Below are 22,112 nucleotides of genomic sequence, written 5' to 3'. Positions count from 1 at the left end.
TGGCCGAGCCTAGGCGAGCCGCACCTCGGCGTTGTTCCAGAAGTCCTCGCCACGCAGCGCAAGGTGCCCCGCCGCGACTTGTTCGCGCAGGCGCCAGGCGGCCAGCAGGTCGCTGACGAACAGACCCTCGACATAGGCCATGGTCGGCCCGATCACCGATTGCACCGGCCGCCAGGATTCGCTGGCGCTGTCCAGCAGGACGCGGTCGATGTGCTCATAACCGACGCCGCTCAACTGGCCGTCGAGCCACAGGCGCAGTTCGGCATTGTCGGCCAGGGCGCGCTGCCAGTCCTCGCCCAGGCACTGGCGTTCGGTGGCGTCTACTTCATGGCTGGCGGCCAGGGCATTGGCCAGTTCAACGGGCTTGAGCATGGCGATGGCGTGGCGATCGTCGCAGCGGCACTGGCCGCTGCCGGCGCCGACGCTGCGCAGGGTGACGTGTGCCGGCAGCAGGGCGCAGATGCGGCGCAACAGCAGTTGTTCGCTGGCGCTGTCGCCGTGCCAGAGGGTGACGATGCTGGCGTCCGGGCTGCGCAGCCAGTTCAGGTCGGTGCCCAATTCGATGGCGATCTCGCGCTCGCGCAGGACTTCGCCGCCCAGCTCATGCCAGAACGCGGCACGTTGCTGGCAGGGTGGGTTATCCACATCGCTTAGCGGGCCGACGGCCAGATCGTCCGGCATCACGCGGATTCGCTTCTCGACCAGTACGCCGGCTTCCACCGCCCGGTGCAGGGCATCGGCGGCGCCGTCGCCGCAGACCAGATGCAGGCTCATGGCGCCACCTCCCGGCGCGGCTCACCGGCGAAGAAGCCGGCGGCGTTCTCGCTCAACTGGCCGACGATGCGCTGTCGCGCCTCGCGGCTGCCCCAGGCGCTGTGCGGGGTGAGGATGAAGCGCGGAAGGTCGCCGGCCAGCAGCGGGTTGCCGTCCTTGGGCGGTTCCACGCTGAGCACGTCGAAGGCGGCGCCGCCCAGATGGCCGCGGCGCAGGGTGTCGGCCAGCGCCTGCTCGTCCACCAGGCCGCCGCGGGCAGTGTTGATCAGGAAGGCTTTGGGCTTCATCAGGTCCAGTTCTCGCTGGCCGATCAGGTTGCGCGTGGCGTCGGTCAGAGGGCAGTGCAGGGTGAGGGCGTCGACCTGCGGCAACAGCTCGTCCAGCGCCAGGCGATCGGCGCGCGGCGGACGGCCTGGCAGTGCCCCGAGCAGCACGCGCATGCCGAAGGCTTCGGCCAGCTTCGCCACCGCGCCGCCCAGTTCGCCGTGGCCTAGCAGGCCGAGGGTCTTGCCTTCCAGCTCGACGATGGGGAAGTCCAGCAGGCAGAACTGCGGCGCCTGCTGCCAGCGCCCGGCGCGGACGGCGGCCTGGTAGTCGGGCAGGCGGGTGGCCAGGGCGAGCAGCAGCATCAGCGTGTGCTGGGCCACCGATGGGGTGCCGTAGCCCTGGCAGTTGCTGACGATCACGCCGTGCTTTCGCGCGGCATCGAGGTCGACGTTGTTGGTGCCGGTGGCGGCCACCAGGATCAGCTTGAGCTCCGGGCACCGCTCGAAGACTTCGGCACCGATGCGCACCTTGTTGCTGATCGCCACCTGCGCGCCTTCGAGCCGCTCGGCCACCTGCTCTGCATCGCTGCGCCCGTGCAGGACCATCTCGCCGAACTGCGCGCGCAGCGGCGCGAGGTCGAGGTCACCGAGGTCGAGGGAGGCGTGGTCGAGGAAGACGGCGCGAGCGCTGTTCATGGGTAGCTGTACCTTTTGCAGTGATTCGGCGTGACGTAAGGTAGTCAGCCTAACTGTTTTCCGAACGCTCTGCGGAGGCGCGATGTACTGGACGGAATTTCTCACCGTGGCATTCATCCATCTGCTGGCGGTCGCCAGCCCCGGTCCGGATTTCGCCGTGGTGGTGCGCGAGAGCGTGACCCACGGGCGCCGCGCCGGGACCTGGACGGCGCTGGGGGTGGGCAGTGCGATTTTCCTTCACGTCACCTATTCGCTGCTGGGCATCGGCCTGATCGTGTCGCAGTCCATCGTCCTGTTCAACGCGCTGAAGTGGCTGGCAGCGGCCTACCTGTTGTACATCGGCTTCAAGGCGCTGCGCGCTCGCCCGGCCGACCCGGCGGCGGCCGAAACCATCACTGCGCCGGTGGCACGCACCGCGCGCGGGGCCTATGTCGCCGGCTTCGTCACCAACGGCCTGAATCCTAAGGCCACGCTGTTCTTCCTCTCGCTGTTCACCGTGGTGATCAACCCGCACACGCCGCTGTTGGTGCAGGCTGGCTATGGCGTGTACCTGGCCTGCGCGACGGCCGTCTGGTTCTGCCTGGTGGCGCTGCTGTTCAGCCAGCAGCGCGTGCGCGCCGGTTTCGCCCGCATGGGCCACTGGTTCGACCGGGCGATGGGCGTGGTGCTGGTGGGGCTGGGGATCAAGCTGGCGTTCACCGAGCTGCATTGAAAGCGCGGGGCCGCGCTGGACTCACCCGTAGGAGCGGGCCATGCCCGCGATCGCGCCCATGGGGCGCTCCTACTGGGGGCCGGTGCCACGCCGGGGTCAGACCTTGAGTTCCGCCAACTGCGCCAACGCCTGCAAATACTCTCGCGGGTTCTCCCCCAGCAGCCGCCTGAACATCGCACTGAACGCCCGGCCGCTGGTGTAACCGAGCGCGGCGGCGACGCTCTGTACGCTTTCGCCGGCCAGCAGGCGCGGCAGGGCTTCGGTCAGGCGCAGTTGCTGGCGCCATTCCTGGAAACTCATGCCCAGTTCCTGGCGGAACAGCCTCGCCAGCGTGCGCGAGCTGGCGCCCACCTGCTGGCCCCAGTCCTCCAGGGTGTGCGGGTGCTCGGGGTGCTTCAGCAGTGCCTTGCAGATCGCCTGCAGGCGCCGGTCGGCCGGCAGTGGCAGGGCCAGCGGCAGGCGCTCCAGAGTGGCGATCTCCCGCAGGACGAGCTGCTCCAGCAGCGGCAGTGCCGGTTCGCCCGGCTGCGCCTGCCAGTGGATGCAGCGCAGGATCATTTCCCGCAACAGCGGCGTGACCGCCAGCACGCAGCAGTCGGTCAGGTTCTCCGGGCAGGCGTCGGCGCGGATGAACAGGGTGCGCATGTGCACCTCGCCGGACATGTGGATCTCGTGCCTGATGCCCGGCGGAATCCATACCGCGCGGGTTGGCGGGATGACCCAGGCGCCCTGGCGGGTGACCAGCCGCATCAGGCCGCCGGCGGCGTAGAGCAGCTGCGCCTGCGGATGGTCATGGGGCTGCACGTGGTGACCATCGACGTAGTCGAGGCCGATCGCAGCGAGGCGTGAGTCCTGGGGAATGTGCAGGTGCATGTCGGGTTCGATGACTTTTCTGTCAGGTCTGCGTTTTGCCGACAACCTAGCATGGACCTTCCTCCCACCCAAGCCGAGCGCCCGACACCATGTCCCGACCTCGAACGATCATCCGCTACATCAACGCCGCCCACATCATCGACCACATGTTCATGCTGATCTTCCCGGCCGCCGTGCTGGGCATGACGCAGAGCTTCGGCCTGACCTACGCGCAGATGATCGGCCTGTCCCTGGGCGGTTTCATCGCCTTCGGCGCCTGCTCGATCCCGGCGGGCTGGCTGGGCGACAAGTGGGACCGCCGGCACATGATGCAGCTGTTCTTCTTCGGCATTGGCACGGCGTCGATTCTCACCGGGCTGTCGAGCTCGGTGCCGCTGCTGGTCGCCGGCCTCACTCTGATCGGCGTGTTCGCCGCCATCTACCACCCGGTGGGCACGGCGATGCTGGTGGCCCACGCGCAGAATCGTGGCCACGAGATCGGCATCAACGGCATGTGGGGCAACCTTGGTGTGGCCTTCGCCGCCTTGCTGACCGGCTTCCTCACCGCGCATTTCGGCTGGCGTGCCGCGTTCATCCTGCCGGGGGCTATCGCTGTGTTGATCGGCATCGGCTTCGCCTGGCAGGTCCGTGCCGAGGCGCCGGTGGCGGTGCAGCATCCGGCACCGCGCGGCCTGGGCGGACAGAAGCTGTCGATGCGCCGGGTGTTCGGCGTGCTGGCGCTGGTGACGGCCACCGGCGGCGTGGTGTTCAACGCCAGCACCGTGACCTATCCGCGCCTGTTCCAGGTGCGGCTGGAGGAACTGCTCGCCTCGCCGGAAAGCCTCGGCGTGGTGGTCAGCCTGGCCTATGCCTTCGGCGCCGTGGCGCAGTTGATCATGGGCCGCCTGCTGGACCGCTTCAGCCTCAAGGGGCCGTTCCTGATCATGACCTTCTGCCAGGGGCCGCTGCTGGTGGCGCTGGCCTATGCCCAGGGCTGGCCGGTGGCGGTGGTCGGCGCGCTGTTCATGTTCGCGGTGTTCGGCCAGGTGACGGTGAACGACGCGATGGTCGCCAATTTCGTCGCGCCGCAATGGCAGGCGCGGGTGTTCGCCCTGCGCTACTTCGTGTCCTTCGGCGCGAGCGCGGCGGCGATCCCGCTGATCAGCTACATCGAGCCGCGCCAGGGGCTGGCCGGGCTCTACCTGATCCTGGCGGGGCTGGGGGCGATCACCTTCCTGGCCGCGGTGGTGTTCCCGCGCACCGCGCCGCATGCGCCTAAGGTGGCGGCGGCCTGATACGAAAAAGGGGCGCCAGAGGCGCCCCTTTTTCATGCCTGATGCCAGATCAGACCAGCTCGATCGCCACCGCGGTGGCTTCGCCGCCGCCGATGCACAGCGAGGCGACGCCGCGCTTGCCGCCCTTCTTCTGCAGGGCGTTGATCAGGGTAATGATGATCCGCGAGCCGGTGGAACCGACCGGGTGGCCCTGGGCGCAGGCGCCGCCGTAGACGTTGACCTTGGCGTGGTCCAGGCCGTGTTCGCGCATGGCGAGCATGGTGACCATGGCGAAGGCTTCGTTGATCTCGAACAGGTCCACGTCGTCCTTGGTCCAGCCGGCCTTCTTGAACAGGTTGGTCATGGCGCCGATCGGGGCGAGGGTGAACTCGGCCGGGTCCTGGCTCTGGGTGGCGTGGGCGACGATCTTCGCCAGCGGCTTCAGGCCACGGCGCGCGGCTTCTTCAGCGGTCATCAGGACCAGCGCGGAGGCGCCGTCGGAGATGGAGCTGGCGTTGGCGGCGGTGATGGTGCCGTCTTTCTTGAACGCAGCCTTCAGGCTCGGGATCTTGTCCAGGTTGGCGGTCAGCGGCTGCTCGTCGTCCTTCACCACGGTCTCGCCCTTGCGGGTGGTGACGGTGACCGGAACGATTTCCGAGTCCAGCGAACCGTCCTTGATGGCGGCCTGGGCGCGCTTGAGGGATTCGATGGCGTAGGCGTCCATTTCCTCACGGGTCACGCCGTACTGGTCGGCGGTTTCCTGGGCGAAGGAGCCCATCAGGCGGCCGGTGCGGGCGTCTTCCAGGCCGTCGAGGAACATGTGGTCCTTGATCTCGCCGTGGCCCATGCGCAGGCCGGTGCGGGCTTTCTCGATCACGTAGGGCGCGTTGGACATGCTTTCCATGCCGCCGGCGACCATCACCTCGTTGGTGCCCGCCTTGAGCAGGTCGTGGGCCAGCATCACGGCCTTCATGCCGGAGCCGCAGAGCTTGTTGATGGTGGTGCAGCCGGTGGCGGCGGGCAGGCCGGCGTTCAGCGCTGCCTGGCGGGCCGGGCCCTGCTTCAGACCGGCGGGCAGTACGTTGCCCATGATCACTTCCTGCACGTCTTCGGGCTGGATGCCCGCACGGGCAATGGCTTCGCGGATGGCGACGGCGCCCAGTTCCACGGCGGGAACGCCGGACAGGCTGCCCTGGAAGCCGCCCATGGGAGTACGGGCGCCGCTGACGATGACGATCTCGGACATGAAACTACCTCTTCGCTCTTGTTGTACGAGCCCGCGTTTGACCGGCTGTGTGTCGGCAGAACTGCGTTGGAAGCAGGCCATACCCGGGCTCCGGGTAAGGGGCCGGTCGTGAACGACCGGGCGGGGTGGATTCTACCGCGTGACTGGATGTCGCCAAAGAGTCATCGACAAATCATTCTTTTGACTGATGAACGGACACGGGGAGGCCTCTAGAGTCGCAATCATCCTGATGTATTCCATCTAGAAATCCAGCCGTGAGAGTGTCCCGCCATGCTGAAAACCCGCGTCATCCCTGCTGCACAGAACGCCTACCAGTACCCGTTGCTGATCAAGAGCCTGCTGCTGTCGGGCAGCCGTTATGAAAAGGGCAGGGAAATCGTCTATCGCGACAGCGTGCGTTACACCTACGCCACCTTCAATGAGCGCGTGGCGCGGCTGGCCAACGTGCTGACCGAAGCCGGGGTCAAGGCTGGCGATACCGTGGCGGTGATGGACTGGGACAGCCATCGCTACCTGGAGTGCATGTTCGCCGTTCCGATGATCGGTGCGGTGCTGCACACCATCAACATCCGCCTTTCTCCGGACCAGATCCTCTACACCATGAACCACGCCGACGACCGCTTCGTGCTGGTCAACAGCGAGTTCGTGCCGCTCTACCTGGGCATCGCCAGCCAGCTGACCACGGTGGAGAAGACCCTGCTGATCACCGACGGCGCCGACAAGACCTGCGCGCTGCCCAATTGCGTGGGCGAATACGAGACCCTGCTGGCCACCGCCAGCCCGCGCTACGCCTTCCCCGATTTCGACGAGAACTCGGTGGCCACCACCTTCTATACCACCGGCACCACCGGTAACCCCAAGGGCGTGTACTTCACCCACCGCCAGCTGGTGCTGCACACCCTGGCGATGGCCTCGACCATCGGCAGCCTGGACAGCATCCGCCTGATGGGCACCGATGACGTCTACATGCCGATCACCCCGATGTTCCACGTCCACGCCTGGGGCGTGCCGTACGTGGCCACCATGCTGGGGGTGAAGCAGGTGTATCCGGGCCGTTACGAGCCGGAGCTGCTGTGCAAGCTGATCCGTGAGGAGAAGGTGACCTTCTCCCACTGCGTGCCGACCATCCTGCAGATGATGCTCAACGCCGCTGGCGCCAAGGACTACGACTTCGGTGGGCTGAAGATCATCATCGGCGGCAGCGCCCTGAACCACGCGCTCTACGACGCGGCCAAGGCCCGCGGCATCCAGCTGACCGCCGCCTACGGCATGTCCGAGACCTGCCCGCTGATTTCCTGCGGCTACCTCAACCAGGAACTGCGCGCCGGCAGCGAGGATGAGCGCACCACCTACCGGATCAAGGCGGGCGTGCCGGTGCCGATGGTAGAGGCGGCGATCATGGACGAGCATGGCCAGTTCCTTCCGGCCGACGGTGAATCCCAGGGTGAGCTGGTGCTGCGCGCGCCCTGGCTGACCCAGGGCTATTTCCAGGAGCCGCAGAAGGGCGAGGAGCTCTGGGCCGGCGGCTGGATGCACACCGGCGACGTGGCGACCCTCGACGGCATGGGCTTCATCGACATCCGCGACCGCATCAAGGATGTGATCAAGACCGGCGGCGAGTGGCTGTCCTCACTGGAGCTGGAAGACCTGATCAGCCGTCACCCGGCGGTGCGCGAAGTCGCGGTGGTGGGGGTGCCCGACCCGCAATGGGGCGAGCGGCCGTTCGCCCTGCTGGTGATGCGCGAAGGCCAGTCGCTGGACGCCAAGGGACTCAAGGAGCACCTCAAGCCTTTCGTCGAGCAGGGGAACATCAACAAGTGGGCGATTCCGTCCCAGATCGCCGTTGTTACTGAAGTTCCCAAGACCAGCGTCGGCAAGCTCGACAAGAAGCGTATCCGGGTAGACATCGCCCAATGGCAGGAGGCTGGCAGCGCCTTTCTCTCCACGGTTTGAGCGACGACCGGTTGGTCAGTGCGTGAAGCATCCGTGCCAAGCAAGCGCTTGGCGCGGCGCGGGCCAGTGATGACGCCGTCTCTGGCCCGCGCGACTGTCTAGTCAGGGACTTCGTAGGAGAAATCACACTTTAGAGGGATCAAGCTGTGTAACGCCGCCGATATAGTCGCCGCTACTCATAACAAAAAACACATGGAGTAGCGTCGATGAAAACCTTGCAACATATCTGGCGACTGGCGCGTTTGCCGCTGGCCGTCAGCCTGGCTTCTACGCTGGCGACACCCGCTTCCGCCGTCACCTTCAACATCGGGGAAATCGAAGGTTCGTTCGACTCGTCGCTGTCCGTGGGGGCCAGCTGGTCGACGCAGAATCCGAACAAGAACCTCATCGGCGTCAACAACGGCGGCAAGGGTCTGTCGCAGACCTCCGACGACGGCCACCTGAACTACAAGGCCGGCGAAACCTTCTCGAAGATCTTCAAGGGCATCCACGACCTCGAGCTGAAATACCAGGACACCGGCATCTTCCTGCGCGGCAAGTACTGGTACGACTTCGAACAGAAGGACGAGAACACCGACTTCAAGCCGCTCAGCGACGACGGCCGCAAGGAAGCCGCCAAGGCCTCCGGTTCCGAACTGCTCGACGCCTTCATCTACCACAACTACACCATCGCCGAACTGCCGGGCACAGTGCGCCTGGGCAAGCAGGTGGTGAACTGGGGTGAAAGTACCTTCATCCAGAACGGTATCAGCGTGATCAACCCGTTCGACGTGACCGCCTTCCGCCGTCCGGGCTCCGAGATCAAGGAAGCCCTGGTGCCGGTGAACATGTTCTACATGTCGCAGAACCTCACCGATAACCTCTCCGCCGAAGGTTTCTACCAGTTGGAGTGGGACCAGACGGTGGTCGACAACTGCGGCACCTTCTTCTCCCAGCCGGACGTGGTCGCTGATGGCTGTAACCAGAACCTCGCGGTGCTGACCAACAACCCCAACTCGATCCGCACCCTGAACAGCCTGCTCGGCCCGAACCTGGCGGTGACCCCGTCGCCGTGGAACGAAGGTATCGTGGTCCAGCGCGGTCCGGACCGTGATGCCCGCGACAGCGGTCAGTACGGCCTGTCCATGAAGTACTTCGCCGACACCGTGAATACCGAGTTCGGCGGCTACTACATGAACTATCACAGCCGTCTGCCGATCTTCAGCGGTCGTGGCGCCGATGCCTCCAAGGTGCAGCAGATCAACCAACTGATCACCAACATCGCCGCCATCAGCCCGTCCCTGGCGGCGCAGGCCGGTGCAGCGGCCATGGCCGGTAACTCCAGCTACTTTATCGAGTATCCGGAAGACATCCACCTGTACGGCCTGAGCTTCTCCACCACGCTGCCCACCGGCACCGCCTGGCAGGGCGAGATCAGCTACCGTCCGAACGCTCCGGTACAGCTGAACACCACCGATATCCTCTATTCCGGCCTGGACCCGGTGGCCATCGGCGGCAACCACATCTACAACAACGCCTCGGTGCTGACCGGCAGTGCCGGTGAAGACCTGCACGGCTACCGCCGCAAGGAAATCACCCAGCTGCAGACCACCTTCACCCACTTCTTCGACCAGGTCATGGGCGCCGAGCGTCTGACCATGGTGGGCGAGGTCGGCTGGACCCACGTCGGCGGCCTGGAAAGCCAGAGCAAGGCGCGTTATGGCCGTGACCCGGTGTTCGGCCCTGGCCCGCTGGCCGGCACCCTCAACGGCGCGCCGACCTGCGAAGCCCTGAACATCTCCACCCTGGGCGCCACCAACGTCCCCAACGTCAGCCGCAACTGCGAAAGCGAAGGTTTCACCACCGCCGACTCCTGGGGCTACCGCGCCCGGGCGATCTGGGACTACAACGACGTCTTCGCCGGGGTGAACCTCAAGCCCAACGTGGCCTGGCAGCATGACGTGAGCGGCTACTCGCCCGGCCCGGGCGGCAACTTCGAAGAAGGCCGCAAGGCGGTCAGCATGGGCGTCGACGCCGACTACCTGAACACCTACACCGCGAGCCTGGCCTACACCACCTACTTCGACGGCAAGTACTCCACCGTCGATGATCGCGACTTCGTCAGCCTCAGCTTCGGGGTGAACTTCTAAACCGGTCGTTCAACCGGTATCCGGCCCGCTCCCGCAGCGGGCCATCCGCCGGTCGGTTGAACCGGCCGGCGGTGCAGCAGATACAACCCGCGACCCGTCCCGCAAGGGGTGGCCACCGCGGAGGGCACAGACTCAACGAGGACGATAAACGAATGAGAACAACAAAGATCCTGCTGCACACCGGAGCCCTCGCGCTCAGCCTGCTCGCCACCCAGGTGATGGCGGCTGTCTCCGCCGACGAAGCGGCCAAGCTCGGCTCCACCCTGACCCCGATGGGCGCGGAAAAGGCCGGCAACGCCGACGGCAGTATCCCGGCCTGGACCGGAGGCCTGGCGAAGAACGCAGGCTCCGCCGACAGCAAGGGCTTCCTCTCCGACCCGTTCGCCAGCGAGAAGCCGCTGTTCACCATCACCGCGCAGAACATGGAGCAGTACAAGGCCAAGCTGACCCCCGGCCAGCAGGCCATGTTCAAGCGCTACCCCGACACCTACAAGATGCCGGTGTACACCTCGCACCGTACCGCCACCGTGCCGGACAGCGTGCTGGCGGCGACCAAGAAGAACGCCACCACCACCACTCTGGTGCAGGGCGGCAACGGCCTGCAGAACTTCCAGACCGCCAACCCCTTCCCGATTCCGAAGGATGGCCTGGAGGTCATCTGGAACCACATCACCCGCTACCGTGGCGGCCACGTGCGTCGTCTGGTGACCCAGGCCACCCCGCAGGTGAACGGCTCCTACTCGCTGGTGTACTTCCAGGACGAATTCGTCTTCCGCACCGACCTGAAGGACTACGACGCCAGCAAGCCGAGCAACGTGCTGTTCTACTTCAAGCAGCGCGTCACCGCGCCGGCACGCCTGGCCGGTAACGTCCTGCTGGTGCACGAGACCCTCGACCAGGTGAAGGAACCGCGCCTGGCCTGGCTGTACAACGCCGGCCAGCGCCGTGTACGCCGCGCTCCACAGGTGTCTTACGACGGCCCGGGTACCGCCGCCGACGGCCTGCGTACCTCCGACAACCTGGACATGTACAACGGCGCGCCGGACCGCTACGACTGGAAACTGGTGGGCAAGCAGGAGCTGTACATCCCGTACAACAACTACAAGCTCGACGATCCCAAGCTCAAGTACGCCGACATCATCAAGCCCGGCCACCTGAACCAGGACCTGACACGCTACGAACTGCACCGCGTGTGGCACGTGACCGCCACCCTGAAGCCGGGCGAGCGCCACATCTATGCCAAGCGTGACTTCTTCATCGACGAGGACACCTGGCAGGCCGTGGAGATCGACCACTACGACGGCCGTGGCACCCTGTGGCGCGTGGCCGAGGCGTTCAACCAGTACTACTACAACTACCAGGTACCGTGGTACACCGCCGAAACCCTGTATGACCTGCTGTCCGGTCGCTACCTGGTGCTGGGTCTGAAGAACGAGGAGAAATCTGCCTACGACTTCAACTACAGCGCTTCGGAAAGCGACTTCACCCCGGCAGCGCTGCGCCAGGAAGGCGTTCGCTGATCCCCCGATCCCCACGGGTGGTTCCGCGGTGAGAAAAGACCGGCCCTCGGGCCGGTTTTTTTATGGGCGGTCATCTGTCAGATGAATTAGAGGGCGGAATGTCGGAAGACTTCTGGTCATCTTGTGGGCAACGGTAACAAAATCGGCTTCAAATACCGCTCGCGAGCGGCTAGGCTGCGTCCACATAGAGACAAGAGCTAGAGCAAGAGCCAGGCTGATGACCGACTTCTCGACTCTGCCAAGACTGACCGAGGTTCCCGCCAGCACAGGGGGCAGCCGATTCTTCCGGCCGCCGCTGCCGCATGGCCACGTTTCGCGCTCGCGGTTGTGCGAACGCATGGCCTCCGGGCTTGCGGGACGGCTGATTCTGGTGTCTGCGCCGGCGGGGTTCGGCAAGAGCTCACTGGCCATCGAGTTCTGTCAGACGCTGGAAAGCCAATGGCGCAGTCTGTGGCTGGGGCTCAGTGCCAGGGACAGCGATCCGGGGCGTTTCCTTGAACGCCTGCTCGAAGGCTTGCGCCTGCATTTCCCCATGTTGGGCGAAGAGGCGCTGGGCATCCTGAAGATGCGCCAGCGGCATCAGCCGTTCGCCTTCGAAGCCTGGCTCGACGACCTGCTCGACGAGCTGGTGGACAGCCTGAGCGTCGATCGGCCGCTGCTGCTGGTGCTCGACGACTACCACCTGGCCCAGGGCGCGGTACTCGACCGTTGCCTGCAGTTCCTCCTCAATCATCAGCCTCCCGGCCTGGTGCTGCTGGTCACCAGCCGCCAGCGTCCCGACTGGCACCTGGCGCGCCTGCGCCTGTCCCGGCAACTGCTGGAGTTCAGCGAACAGGACCTGCGCCTGACCGCCGAGGAAACCGCGCGGCTGATGTCCGCCAACGGCGCCCAGCTGGACGACAACGCCCTGGATAACCTGGTCGAACGCAGCGAGGGCTGGATCGCCGGCCTGCGTCTGTGGCTGCTGGCCCACGGCGACGAGTTGGCGGCGAAGGTGCCCGATCTGTCGGTACATGGCGCCGAGGAGCTGATCCGCGATTACCTGCTGGAAGAAGTGATCGACAAGCAGTCGCCGGAGGTGCAGGTCTTCCTCTACCAGACCGCGCGCTTCGAGCGCTTCTCCGCCGAGCTCTGCGACGCCCTGCGCGACACCCACGACAGTGCCTCGATCCTGCGCCACCTGCAGCAGCACCAGGTGTTCCTGGTCCCGCTGGACGAGCAGGGCCAGTGGTTCCGCTATCACCACCTGTTCTCCGACCTGTTGCTGGCGCGCCCGCTGCCCGGCTCCGGTCCTTCGGCGGCGGCACTGCATCTGCGCGCCTGCCGTTGGTTCAGCGCCCAGGGGCTGTTCGACGACGCGGTGGAACAGGCCTTGCGCGCCGGCCACCCGGAAGTGGCGGCGAACCTGGTGCAGAGCCTGTCCGAGGAACAACTGCTGGCCGAGCAGAACGTTGCCACCCTGCTGCGCTGGAAGATGGACCTGCCCGATAGCCTGCTGGCCAGCACCCCGCGTCTGATCGTGCTGTACAGCTGGGCCTTGGCGCTGGCCTGTCAACTGGATGCGGCCGAGGAACTGGCGCTGCAACTGTCGCGCTTCCTGCCGGCAGCCGACGCGGTCACCCAGCGCGACCTGATGGCCCAGTGGCAGGCGTTGGCCGGCGTGGTGGCCCGTGGCCGCGGCGACATCGCGACCGCCGAGCGACACTGCGAAGAGGCCCTGCAAGGGCTCGGACCGGAGCGTTTCGGCCCGCGCCTGCTGTGCCTGTCGACCCTGAGCAACCTGGCCATCGTCCGCGACGACCTGTGGCGTGCGCGCAGCCTGAACCGCGATGCCCTGGAGCTGGCGCAGCGTTTCGGCAATCCGCTGTTCGAGGCCATGGTGCATTACGACCGTGCCCGCGTCCTGCAGGCCCGCGGCGAAGTGCTGCGTGCCGAAGAGGAGGTGCGCCAGGGGCTGGCGCGGCTGTCCAGTCTGTCGGGGCAGCGCCGCTACGCCGTGCGCGGGCGGCTGATGCTCTACCAGGGCTATCTGCGCAGCCTCGCGCTGCAGCCGGACGAGGCGCGCAAGCATCTCAAGGCCGGGATCGAAGAGGCGCGCGCCTGCCGGGATATCAGCCTGGTCATCGGTTTCTGCGTGCTGGCGAGCCTGGAGGGGCGGCTGGGCAACTACACCCGTGCCTTCGCTTATCTCGCCGAGGTCGAGCGGATGATGCATGTCTGGGATGTGCCGCCGGTCTACTACCTGTCGGCCATCACCCTGATCAAATGCGAGCTCTGGCTCGGCCAGGGCCAGACCGAACTGGCGGCGGCCTGGCTGGAGCGCCTGCGCGATACCTATACCGGCGCGGAGTCGGCCACGGCGCCGGAGTGTTCACCGCAGCTGCCGCGCAACGTCGAGATGCTCCAGGCGCTACTGGAGCGCCGCGATGGCCAGCCCGAGGCCGCCGAAGCGCGCTTGCGTGCGGTGGCCAGCGGCGCGCTCGAGGTTGGCGCTCAACTGCAGGCCCGGGTGGCGCAGGGGCAACTGCTCGCGCTGCTGTTGCAGGAAGGGCGCGAAGGCGAGGCGGAGCTGTTGCTGGAAGAGTGCCTGGGCGCCCTGGTGGGCGGCCTGGTGCTGCCGCTGCACGAGACACTGCTGCAGCAGCCGGACTGGTTGCGCGAGCAACTGGGCGTCCGCACCGTGACGGCCGAGCTGGAGGCGCTGCGCGAGCGCCTGCCGGCGGCGCCGGAACGCAGCGGGCAGGTCACGGAGTGCCTGAGTGGGCGCGAGCTGGCGGTACTGGAGCTGATCGCCCAGGGCTGTTCCAACCAGGAGATCAGCGATCGCCTGTTCATCTCCCTGCACACGGTCAAGAGCCACGCGCGACACATCAACGACAAGCTCGGCGTGGAACGCCGCACCCAGGCGGTGGCGCGGGCGAAGGAGATGGGGTTGTTGCGCTAGGGCGCCAGCGTAGCTTTCAGTTTGCGCGCTTCGGCGGATTGCGTTTCACCCAGGGAAACTCCGGCGGCAGTTGCAGGAGCGGACTCTGTCCGCGATCGGCCTGAGACTGCTCAGCGGGTGGGAAGTCATCGCGGACGGAGTCCGCTCCTACGTTGTTTTCTGGGTCCCCGCGTTCGCGGGGATGACGTGTGGAGTGGCGCATAGCACCGTCACTCCCGCGAACGCGGGAGCCCAGAAGACAGTTGCTCCTACGTAACCGACTCGTGTAGGAGCGGGCCGCTTTTTAGAAAGGCGATGTGGGCGCGCTCCTGCAGGTCAGTGAAACCTTCCCGGCCGGCGCCAGGCTCACATCGCCTTCTTCTTCTCCGGCTCCGCTGGCGCACTCAGATCCAGCCCCTTGGGCACCGCCTGTCCCTTCGCCGGAGCGGCCAGCTGCTTCTGCACGTCATCCTGGATTGCCTGCAGCACCGGCAGCAGATCGCGCATGTTGTCGCGCACTTCGGCGTAGGCATGTTTCTGCGCCAGTTCGTCGACGCGCATCAGCAACTGAGCGCGGACTTCCTGCGGCAGGTGGATGAAGAGTTCGGGCAACTGCTTGGCCAGCTCGGCGCTGTAGAGGACCAGGTCCTGGCGGTCGAACTGGGCCGTCAGGCCGAGATAGTCCAGTGCGCTGCTGGTGAGCATCGAGGCGGCGGCCTTGGCTTCCTGCATGCCTTGCAGGCGCACCGGGTTGCGCTGCTCGTTCTGCGCCAGGGTCATCCAGAACTCCACCGTCAGGTTGAACAGGATCGCCTGCTCGCGCAGCGAATAGCTCATCAAGCCCAGCGCCTCGGCGCCGTAGGGCTGCTTGGCGGCGCGGAAGTCGAAGTACAGGCGCATCAGCTCCTTGAGCTTGAACAGCACCTCGCGCGCCTCGCTCTGCCGCAGCTCCAGCGGGGCGTAGATGTTCAGCTGCGGGCGGAAGTTCTCCTCGCTGACCATGCGCTGGTAGATCGGCCCGGTGAACTCGCCGCTGCGCCGGGGCAGGCCGTTGGCCTGGGACTCGTCGATCTTCTTCAGTGCGTCGATCAGCACCTGGTAATCGGCGCTGGTCCAGGGGCGCTTGATGTCAGGGATCTTCTGGCCGAGGTAGTACAGGTCGGCGCTGAAGGCGGGGCGGCAGAGAACCAGCAAAAGGATGGCCAGCGGCCAGAGCAGACGGCGTGGTAGGTTCGGCACGAACGGGCTTTCCTTGCGCGGGGGGCGGTCGGCCTAGGTTAGCGAGGCCGGGGGCCGGCGTCATCCCGCGCCTTGGTTGGGTGAACGGGGAGGGGCGATGGAATCGGCAGCGGTCAGCGCGGTCTTCGAGGACCTCGGCGGTATCGGCGCGGTGGCGCGCCAGAGCGAGGGGCCGTTGGTGGGGCATCTGCAACGGGCCAACATCCAGTTGGCGAGCATCCCGGTATTCGTCGCCAAGGGGCTGGCCGATACCACGGTGAACGACCTGCTCGACGCCGCCAAGGTGTCGCGGCGCACCTTCTACAAGTACTTCCAGAGCAAGCTCGACGTGCTCGAAGGCATCTACCGCACGGCGGTGCAACTGCTGCTGATGCGCTTTCGCGAGATGCGCACCGACGCCGGCAGCACCGATGCCTGGCTGCGGGCGATGGTCGAGCGCTTCTTCGACTATCACCTGGCAGTGGGGCCGATCATCCGCCTGATGCACGAGGAGGCGCTGCGCGCCGACTCGCCCCTCGCTGCCCATCGGGCCGAAGCACACCGGGAGCTGCGGGCGCTGCTGGAAGAACGCTTCCAGGGCGAGGGTGTGGAGCATGCGGTGCTGACCTACCAGGCGCTGATCTGGGCGCTGGAGGCCACCTCGCTGGAGCTGCTGGGCAAGGGCGGCGAGACGCCGCTGGGCGAGGTCAAGCAGGTCATCGGCGACCTGTTGGTGACGACGCTCTGCTCACGCCCTACCTAGCTTCTGTACGAAAAGTGTCTGCGCATTGGTGATGCTTCGTTAAAAATCGATTCGGAAGCCGCTTGTGGCTAACGCACTTCAGTGCGGCCCCGAAGGGGCGAGCGGAGCGAGTCCTGCTCATTAACTGCAGTTAACTCCGCATCCTCACCGATTTGACTCGCTGGCGCTCGCCCTTCGGGCCAGCCTTCGGCTGTTACTCCCGATGGTCGTTGCGCCTCGCCTCACATTCGCTCGACGACTTTTCGTACAGAACCTAGGTTGGGCGCGGCGGCGAACGGGCTGTGGTGTGATCGGGATTCGAGAACAACAAGCACGGGAGTCACTCGTCCATGTCCGCCACCCTGTCTCTGCAACCGCCACTGGCCGAGGGCTTGGCCCGCTACGGTTTCGGCCCCCTGTCGCTGGCCGCGCTGAAGAGTCGCTACGCCGCGCCGGACACCGGTTCGCGCTTCATCAATGTCGACGGCTTCGACATTCATTACCGTGACGAAGGCAGCCGCGACAAGCCGGTGCTGGTGATGGTCCATGGTGTGATGGCCTCGCTGCACACCTGGGACGGCTGGGTTGCCGAGCTCTCCGAGCACTTCCGCATCATCCGCCTCGACGTGCCGGGCTTCGGCCTCACCGGCGGTGGTCGCGATCGTGAATACAGTGGCGAGCGCCTGGTGAAGGTGTTCGGCATGTTCCTCGACCGCCTGGACCTCAAGCAGGTCTCCATCGCCGGCAATTCCCTGGGCGGCTACATCGCCTGGAACTACGCGCTGGCCCAGTCGCACCGGGTGGAGCGGCTGATCCTGATCGACCCGGCCGGCTACTACATGCAGAAGGTTCCGCTGATGATCGCCAGCGCCGTGCTGCCGGGCGCCGGCATCCTGATGCCGATGTGGATGCCGCGTGCGCTGGTGGCCCAGGGCATCAAGGAAGTCTATGGCGATGCGCGCAAGATCAAGCCCGGCGTAATCGACCGCTACTACGAAATCAGCCGCCGTCCGGGTAACCGCCGGGCGATGATCGATATCTTCCGCGTGCTGGTGAAGGCCAATCGCGAGGAACTGACCGGCACCCCGACTCGGGTGGCGGAGCTCAAGGTGCCGACGATGCTGATGTGGGGCGAGCGCGACCGCTGGATTTCGCCGCGCCATGTGCCGATGTGGCAACGCGACGTGCCGGGGATCGAGGTGAAGGTCTATCCGGGCGTGGGACATATACCGATGGAGGAGATTCCCCAGGAGTCGGCGGCGGATGCGTTGCGCTTCCTGCATGCCTGAGGCGTAACCGTTCCAATGAGAAGCCCGGCCCTGTGCCGGGCTTTTCATTGGGCGTAGGAGCGGACTCCGTCCGCGAGCGCTCTCCACCGGCACGTCCGCCATCTGGGTGACGCCGATCGCGGATGAATCCGCTCCTACCCGAGCCCAGGCGCCGGAGCCGATCTGTAGGAGCGGGCCATGCCCGCGATCGCGCGCAGGGCGCGCTCCAACAGGGTTCTCCGCCCAGAAACAAAACCGCCCCGACAGCGCGGGGCGGTGTTCACAAGCGGCAAACCTGTCAGCCCGCGTGTGCCAGCGGCTGCGGGTCGTATTCCTTGCGCACCTCGTACAGCACATCGAGGTTGTTGTGCTGCCAGGGGTGGAAGTCGGACTTGAAGAAGTCCAGGTACTCGCGCAGCAACGGGCGGAACACGCCGTGCTTGCCCCAGGTCCACTTGATGCCGTCGCGCCAGACACGCCAGTTCCACAGCAGGCCGTCCACCTTGAGCATGTGCACCAGGCCGCGGAAGGTATCCAGCACGAAGAAGAAGGTCGCCATGCGCATCGCCCGGCGCAGCAGCTCGCGGCTGCCGCAGACCTGGTTGTAGACGTCGAAGGCCACCGCCTTGTGCTCGGTTTCCTCCAGCGCGTGCCAGCGCCACAGGCGCTGCATCACCGGGTCGGCGCCTGCCATGGTGCGCGGGTCGGTCAGCAGCCCGTTGGCCATGATCGCAGTGATGTGCTCCAGCGCGGCAGTCGCCGCCAGCTGGCGCTTGGCCGGGAATTTCTTCTGGGTGAAGCGGATCCGCGCCTGGGCGCGTTTCTCGATGGCGGTGACGTCGTAGCCCAGGTCGCGCAGGCGCTGGCTGTAGGTCAGGTGCTCACGGCTGTGGTGGCCTTCCTGGCCGATGAAGCCACGGATCTGTTCCTTGAGCACCGGGTCGGTGATCTGGTCGCGGAACTGCCGCACCGAGTCGATGAAGAAGCGCTCGCCGTCGGGGAAGAGCACCGACATGGCGTCGAACAGATGGGACTTGAAGGCGTCTCCACTATGCCAGTGACGCGGCAGCGGATCGGGCAGATCGAAGTCCATGTGCCGGGGCTTGATCTCCAGTCCTGCGGGGGTGGTGCTGGCCATGGCGGCTCCATTGTTGTGGTTATCCATGGTCAGTACTGTGGGCTTGTAGGGAAAGCGTCACAAGGTTATTGTCTGCCAACTTTCCGGTCATATCCGGCCAGCGGTCGACACAAGAAAAACGATGAAACAACCGCTCAACTTCACCGCCGAACTGGTGCCCGTCGCCTATGCGCAGGCGCTGCTCGATCTTGCCGAGGAACTGGGCGTGCCGCGCGCGCGCCTGTTCGAACTGGCCCGGGTGCGCCCCGAGGTGCTGCAGAGCCCCAACGGCCGCCTGTCCTTCATCGACTTCCATCAGCTCTCCAGTACCGCCCTGGCGCACTGCAACGAGCCGGCCTTCGGCCTGCTCCTGGGGCAGCGACTGAATGTCTCCACCCACGGCATCCTTGGCTATGCGGTGCTCTCCAGCGCCAACCTCGAACGCGCCATCGCCTTCGCCCTGAAGTACTACCGCGTGCTCGGTCTGGCCTACGACCTGGAGATGGTGGAGGACAACGGCGTCTCCTACCTGCGGGCCAGCGAGTCGATTCCCCTCGGCCCTACCAGTCGCTTCGCCGCCGAAGGTCTGATGACCAGCCTGTACACCATCGCCCGCTTCCTCGTCGGCGAACCGCTGCAGGGCGTCAGCGTCGGTTTTGGCCATTCCGCGCCGGCCTACGCCGCGCGTTACGCCGAGGTATTCGGCGGCGAGGTGCTGTTCGACCAGCCGTTCCACTTCATCGGCCTGCCCAGCGAGTACCTGGCGCGGCCCATGGCCCTGGCCAACCCGGCCACCGTGCAGATGTGCGAGCAACAGTGCGAGGCCCTGCTGGCCACCCTGGACGTGCAGGAAGGCCTGCTGACCCGCATCCGCCGCCTGCTGCTGGCGCGCCCCGGCGAGTTTCCGGACCTTGAGGTCGTGGCCGGCGAGCTGCACACCAGCGGTCGAAGCTTGCGTCGACATCTTTCGAACCTGGGCACGACCTACCAGGAAGTGCTCGACGACGTGCGCAAGCGCCTGGCCCTGCAATACCTCACCACCACGCATCTGCCGCTCTACGAGATCGCGCTGCTGCTGGGTTTCAACGACCCGTCGAACTTCCGCCGCGCGTTCCGCAAGTGGACCGGAAAACTGCCCACGGACTACCGCCAGGCCGACTGAACCATCGAATCGGAGCGGCGACTCGCCAGGACGCGGCGGAATCGGCGAAACTGTCCGCCGCATTTTTCCGCAACCGAGCGAGTCTTCGATGAGCGAACAGCCTGCCCTGATCCGCGAAACCTTCCCCGTCGGCCCGTTGCAGTGCAACTGCACCATCATCGGCGACCCGCTGACGAAGAAGGCCATCGTCGTCGATCCGGGCGGCGATCACGAACTCATCCTGCAGCGCCTCGACGCGCTGGGGCTGAAGGTGGTCAGCATCATCCACACCCATGCGCACCTGGATCACTTCCTCGCGTCCGGGCAGATGAAGGAAAAGACCGGCGCCACCCTGCACCTGCACAAGGACGACCAGTTCCTCTGGGACAACCTGGAGATGCAGTGCCGCATGTTCGGCGTGCCCTATACGCCGGTGCCGTCGCCGGACCAGTGGCTGGCGGACGATGAGGAGCTGGCCTGCGGCTGCGGCGTGGCGCTGCACACCCCGGGGCATACGCCGGGCTCCATGAGCTTCTGGTTCCCTAAGGACAAGCTGCTGATCGCCGGCGACACCCTGTTCCGCCGCAGCATCGGTCGCACCGACCTGTGGGGCGGCGACTACGACACGATCGAACGCTCCATCCGCCAACGCCTGTATTCGCTGGACGAGGAGGCGACCGTGGTGACTGGCCATGGCCCGGATACCTGCCTGGGCGACGAGATGCGGGAAAACCCGTTCATTCGGGCCTGACGGCGCGCTTTTCAGAAAAATGGAATTTTTCCGTCGGTGTATGATCTAAGCACCGCCCAATTGGGCGATATTCGTTATCAAGGAGTCTTCCTTCATGTTCACTGCTCGTAGTCTGTCCATGGTTGCGGCCGCCACCGTCCTCGCTCTCATGGCCGGTTGCGCCTCCCAGAATCCGTATGACCCCAACACCCAGGCCCCGCCGCCCGAGGGTGGCATGAGCAAGACTGCCAAGTATGGTGCTCTGGGTGCGCTGGCCGGCGCCGTCGCCGGTGCCGCGATCAACCACGACAACCGTGGCAAGGGCGCGATGATCGGCGCTGCCGCCATCGGTGCCGCCGCCGCGGGCTACGGCTACTACGCCGACAAGCAGGAAGCCAAGCTGCGCCAGCAGATGCAGGGCACCGGCGTACAGGTCGAGCGCCAGGGCGATGACATCAAGCTGATCATGCCGGGCAACATCACCTTCGCCACTGATTCGGCGAACATCGCGCAGTCCTTCTACACCCCCCTGAACAACCTGGCTGGCTCCTTCAAGGAGTTCAACCAGAACAGCATCGAGATCGTCGGCTACACCGACAGCACTGGCAGCCGCCAGCACAACATGGACCTGTCCCAGCGCCGTGCGCAGTCCGTGGCCGCCTACCTGACCTCCCAGGGCGTCGACGCTTCCCGCGTGAGCACCCGTGGCATGGGTCCGGACCAGCCGGTCGCGTCCAACGCCGACGCCAACGGCCGCGCGCAGAACCGCCGCGTGGAAGTGAACCTGAAGGCCCTGCCGGGTGCGCAAACCCAGCAGTACCAGCAGTAAGCACCGCCCATGAAAAAGCCCGCCGATTGGCGGGCTTTTTCATGGGCGTCTGTTTTTGGGTCCCCGCGTTCGCGGGGATGACGGGATAAACCTGGGCGTCATTCCCGCGAACGCGGGAACCCAGCACCGTAGGGCGTACTTATCGTCGGTGCCATGGCCACGCTCGGAGTGCCCAGCCGGCAAGGTCAATCGGCGTATAACGTCGAACGTTATGCGCCCTAAGCTCCTACCGGTGCCCAGCAAGTTCTGCCCATGAAAAAGCCCGCCAAATGGCGGGCTTTTTCATGGGCGTCTGTTTTGGGGTCCCCGCATTCGCGGGGATGACGCGACAATCCAGAGTGTCATTCCCGCGAACGCGGGAATCCAGTAAACCGTGTCAGGCCCTGGCCGCCGGAAACTCCCGATGCAACTGCGCCAGCAACTGATCCTTGCTTTCCCACAGCTGATTCACCCACAGCTGGAACTCGGCGCGGTAGCCCTCGTCCTGGTCGTAGCTCTTGCCGACGAACTGGCGCGGGATTTCCAGCTCCTCGAAACGCACCACCACTTCGCGCAGCTTGCCCGAGAGCAGGCACCAGAAGGTCGGGCGGCCGTCGGGGTAGTGGATGGTGACGTTCACCAGGGTGCGCAACTGCTCGCCCATCGCGTCGAGGACGAAGGCGATGCCGCCGGCCTTGGGCCTTTGGGGCTCTCCTGAAATAAGGGGCGAAGGTGTAAGCTCT

General features: G+C 65.8%; 17 protein-coding genes and 1 pseudogene. 11 read left to right on the top strand and 7 right to left on the bottom strand.

Going from position 1 to position 22,112, the window contains the following annotated elements; all coding sequences use genetic code 11:
- Positions 1-9: 9 nt before the first annotated feature.
- Together GA645_RS22900 and GA645_RS22895 are read right to left on the bottom strand one after the other, a co-directional pair.
- On the bottom strand, positions 10-774 hold the full coding sequence (locus GA645_RS22900; RefSeq protein ID WP_152225746.1) for a DUF1835 domain-containing protein: 765 nt from the start codon (positions 772-774) through the stop codon (positions 10-12).
- Positions 771-1,736 (bottom strand): 2-hydroxyacid dehydrogenase, encoded by a 966-nt coding sequence (locus GA645_RS22895; RefSeq protein WP_152225744.1) that lies wholly within the window; start codon positions 1,734-1,736, stop codon positions 771-773. The genes GA645_RS22900 and GA645_RS22895 overlap by 4 nt, the downstream gene beginning before the upstream one ends.
- An 82-nt stretch (positions 1,737-1,818) precedes the next feature.
- On the opposite strand from GA645_RS22895, the gene GA645_RS22890 reads away from it, so the two are divergent.
- Entirely contained in the window at positions 1,819-2,448 is a 630-nt protein-coding gene (locus tag GA645_RS22890; protein ID WP_152225742.1) for a LysE family translocator, read from the top strand.
- 96 nt (positions 2,449-2,544) lie between these two features.
- Here GA645_RS22890 and GA645_RS22885 read toward each other — a convergent pair whose 3' ends face one another.
- On the bottom strand, positions 2,545-3,321 hold the full coding sequence (locus tag GA645_RS22885) for a helix-turn-helix domain-containing protein (protein ID WP_152225740.1): 777 nt from the start codon (positions 3,319-3,321) through the stop codon (positions 2,545-2,547).
- Between the two features lie 89 nt (positions 3,322-3,410).
- On the opposite strand from GA645_RS22885, the gene GA645_RS22880 reads away from it, so the two are divergent.
- Complete coding sequence (locus GA645_RS22880; protein WP_152225738.1) at positions 3,411-4,595, top strand: MFS transporter; 1,185 nt, start codon at positions 3,411-3,413, stop codon at positions 4,593-4,595.
- A gap of 49 nt (positions 4,596-4,644) precedes the next feature.
- On the opposite strand, the gene GA645_RS22875 is transcribed toward GA645_RS22880, so the two are convergent.
- Positions 4,645-5,820 carry an acetyl-CoA C-acyltransferase gene (locus GA645_RS22875; protein WP_152225736.1) on the bottom strand — a complete coding sequence of 392 codons (1,176 nt, stop codon included), beginning with the start codon at positions 5,818-5,820 and terminating at the stop codon, positions 4,645-4,647.
- Between the two features lie 270 nt (positions 5,821-6,090).
- On the opposite strand from GA645_RS22875, the gene GA645_RS22870 reads away from it, so the two are divergent.
- The 4 genes from GA645_RS22870 to GA645_RS22855 all read left to right on the top strand — a co-directional run bounded on the left by GA645_RS22870 (position 6,091) and on the right by GA645_RS22855 (position 14,366).
- The gene (locus GA645_RS22870; protein ID WP_152225734.1) at positions 6,091-7,773 is read left to right on the top strand and encodes a fatty acid--CoA ligase; all 1,683 of its coding nucleotides are present in this window, start codon (positions 6,091-6,093) and stop codon (positions 7,771-7,773) included.
- 206 nt (positions 7,774-7,979) lie between these two features.
- Positions 7,980-9,902, top strand: coding sequence for a DUF1302 domain-containing protein (locus GA645_RS22865; RefSeq protein ID WP_152225732.1), 1,923 nt, complete (start codon positions 7,980-7,982; stop codon positions 9,900-9,902).
- Between the two features lie 152 nt (positions 9,903-10,054).
- Positions 10,055-11,422 carry a DUF1329 domain-containing protein gene (locus GA645_RS22860; RefSeq protein WP_152225730.1) on the top strand — a complete coding sequence of 456 codons (1,368 nt, stop codon included), beginning with the start codon at positions 10,055-10,057 and terminating at the stop codon, positions 11,420-11,422.
- Positions 11,423-11,639: 217 nt separating this feature from the next.
- Positions 11,640-14,366, top strand: coding sequence for a LuxR C-terminal-related transcriptional regulator (locus GA645_RS22855; protein ID WP_152225728.1), 2,727 nt, complete (start codon positions 11,640-11,642; stop codon positions 14,364-14,366).
- Between the two features lie 345 nt (positions 14,367-14,711).
- On the opposite strand, the gene GA645_RS22850 is transcribed toward GA645_RS22855, so the two are convergent.
- Positions 14,712-15,584, bottom strand: coding sequence for a hypothetical protein (locus GA645_RS22850; protein WP_152225726.1), 873 nt, complete (start codon positions 15,582-15,584; stop codon positions 14,712-14,714).
- Between the two features lie 97 nt (positions 15,585-15,681).
- Between GA645_RS22850 and GA645_RS22845 the strand changes: the two genes are divergently transcribed.
- Both GA645_RS22845 and GA645_RS22840 read left to right on the top strand, forming a co-directional pair.
- A complete protein-coding gene (locus tag GA645_RS22845) occupies positions 15,682-16,326 on the top strand; it encodes a TetR/AcrR family transcriptional regulator (RefSeq protein WP_152225724.1) in 645 nt (214 codons plus the stop codon).
- 329 nt (positions 16,327-16,655) lie between these two features.
- A complete protein-coding gene (locus tag GA645_RS22840; RefSeq protein WP_152225722.1) occupies positions 16,656-17,594 on the top strand; it encodes an alpha/beta fold hydrolase in 939 nt (312 codons plus the stop codon).
- A gap of 277 nt (positions 17,595-17,871) precedes the next feature.
- On the opposite strand, the gene GA645_RS22835 is transcribed toward GA645_RS22840, so the two are convergent.
- The gene (locus GA645_RS22835) at positions 17,872-18,711 is read right to left on the bottom strand and encodes a metal-dependent hydrolase (protein ID WP_152225720.1); all 840 of its coding nucleotides are present in this window, start codon (positions 18,709-18,711) and stop codon (positions 17,872-17,874) included.
- Between the two features lie 121 nt (positions 18,712-18,832).
- Between GA645_RS22835 and GA645_RS22830 the strand changes: the two genes are divergently transcribed.
- From GA645_RS22830 to GA645_RS22820, 3 genes are all read left to right on the top strand, one after another.
- Entirely contained in the window at positions 18,833-19,852 is a 1,020-nt protein-coding gene (locus GA645_RS22830; protein WP_152225718.1) for an AraC family transcriptional regulator, read from the top strand.
- An 88-nt stretch (positions 19,853-19,940) separates the two neighbouring features.
- A complete protein-coding gene (locus tag GA645_RS22825) occupies positions 19,941-20,582 on the top strand; it encodes an MBL fold metallo-hydrolase (protein ID WP_152225716.1) in 642 nt (213 codons plus the stop codon).
- Positions 20,583-20,676: 94 nt separating this feature from the next.
- Positions 20,677-21,390 carry an OmpA family protein gene (locus GA645_RS22820; RefSeq protein ID WP_152225714.1) on the top strand — a complete coding sequence of 238 codons (714 nt, stop codon included), beginning with the start codon at positions 20,677-20,679 and terminating at the stop codon, positions 21,388-21,390.
- A 376-nt stretch (positions 21,391-21,766) separates the two neighbouring features.
- Here GA645_RS22820 and GA645_RS22815 read toward each other — a convergent pair.
- A pseudogene (locus tag GA645_RS22815) lies at positions 21,767-22,072 on the bottom strand (acyltransferase); the annotation flags it as partial.
- Between the last annotated feature and the right edge of the window lie 40 nt (positions 22,073-22,112).

This window comes from Pseudomonas sp. SCB32, from assembly GCF_009189165.1.
Lineage (GTDB): Bacteria > Pseudomonadota > Gammaproteobacteria > Pseudomonadales > Pseudomonadaceae > Pseudomonas.
The sequence above is the reverse complement of the archived record's forward strand: the minus strand, read 5'-3'. Positions and strand labels throughout refer to the sequence as shown.

What these genes read in the sequence shown, in the direction of transcription:
- GA645_RS22900 (WP_152225746.1), bottom strand. Translation starts at nt 774, where the DNA reads ATGAGCCTGCATCTGGTCTGCGGCGACGGCGCCGCCGATGCCCTGCAC.
- GA645_RS22895 (WP_152225744.1), bottom strand. Translation starts at nt 1,736, where the DNA reads ATGAACAGCGCTCGCGCCGTCTTCCTCGACCACGCCTCCCTCGACCTC.
- GA645_RS22890 (WP_152225742.1), top strand. Translation starts at nt 1,819, where the DNA reads ATGTACTGGACGGAATTTCTCACCGTGGCATTCATCCATCTGCTGGCG.
- GA645_RS22885 (WP_152225740.1), bottom strand. Translation starts at nt 3,321, where the DNA reads ATGCACCTGCACATTCCCCAGGACTCACGCCTCGCTGCGATCGGCCTC.
- GA645_RS22880 (WP_152225738.1), top strand. Translation starts at nt 3,411, where the DNA reads ATGTCCCGACCTCGAACGATCATCCGCTACATCAACGCCGCCCACATC.
- GA645_RS22875 (WP_152225736.1), bottom strand. Translation starts at nt 5,820, where the DNA reads ATGTCCGAGATCGTCATCGTCAGCGGCGCCCGTACTCCCATGGGCGGC.
- GA645_RS22870 (WP_152225734.1), top strand. Translation starts at nt 6,091, where the DNA reads ATGCTGAAAACCCGCGTCATCCCTGCTGCACAGAACGCCTACCAGTAC.
- GA645_RS22865 (WP_152225732.1), top strand. Translation starts at nt 7,980, where the DNA reads ATGAAAACCTTGCAACATATCTGGCGACTGGCGCGTTTGCCGCTGGCC.
- GA645_RS22860 (WP_152225730.1), top strand. Translation starts at nt 10,055, where the DNA reads ATGAGAACAACAAAGATCCTGCTGCACACCGGAGCCCTCGCGCTCAGC.
- GA645_RS22855 (WP_152225728.1), top strand. Translation starts at nt 11,640, where the DNA reads ATGACCGACTTCTCGACTCTGCCAAGACTGACCGAGGTTCCCGCCAGC.
- GA645_RS22845 (WP_152225724.1), top strand. Translation starts at nt 15,682, where the DNA reads ATGGAATCGGCAGCGGTCAGCGCGGTCTTCGAGGACCTCGGCGGTATC.
- GA645_RS22840 (WP_152225722.1), top strand. Translation starts at nt 16,656, where the DNA reads ATGTCCGCCACCCTGTCTCTGCAACCGCCACTGGCCGAGGGCTTGGCC.
- GA645_RS22835 (WP_152225720.1), bottom strand. Translation starts at nt 18,711, where the DNA reads ATGGCCAGCACCACCCCCGCAGGACTGGAGATCAAGCCCCGGCACATG.
- GA645_RS22830 (WP_152225718.1), top strand. Translation starts at nt 18,833, where the DNA reads ATGAAACAACCGCTCAACTTCACCGCCGAACTGGTGCCCGTCGCCTAT.
- GA645_RS22825 (WP_152225716.1), top strand. Translation starts at nt 19,941, where the DNA reads ATGAGCGAACAGCCTGCCCTGATCCGCGAAACCTTCCCCGTCGGCCCG.
- GA645_RS22820 (WP_152225714.1), top strand. Translation starts at nt 20,677, where the DNA reads ATGTTCACTGCTCGTAGTCTGTCCATGGTTGCGGCCGCCACCGTCCTC.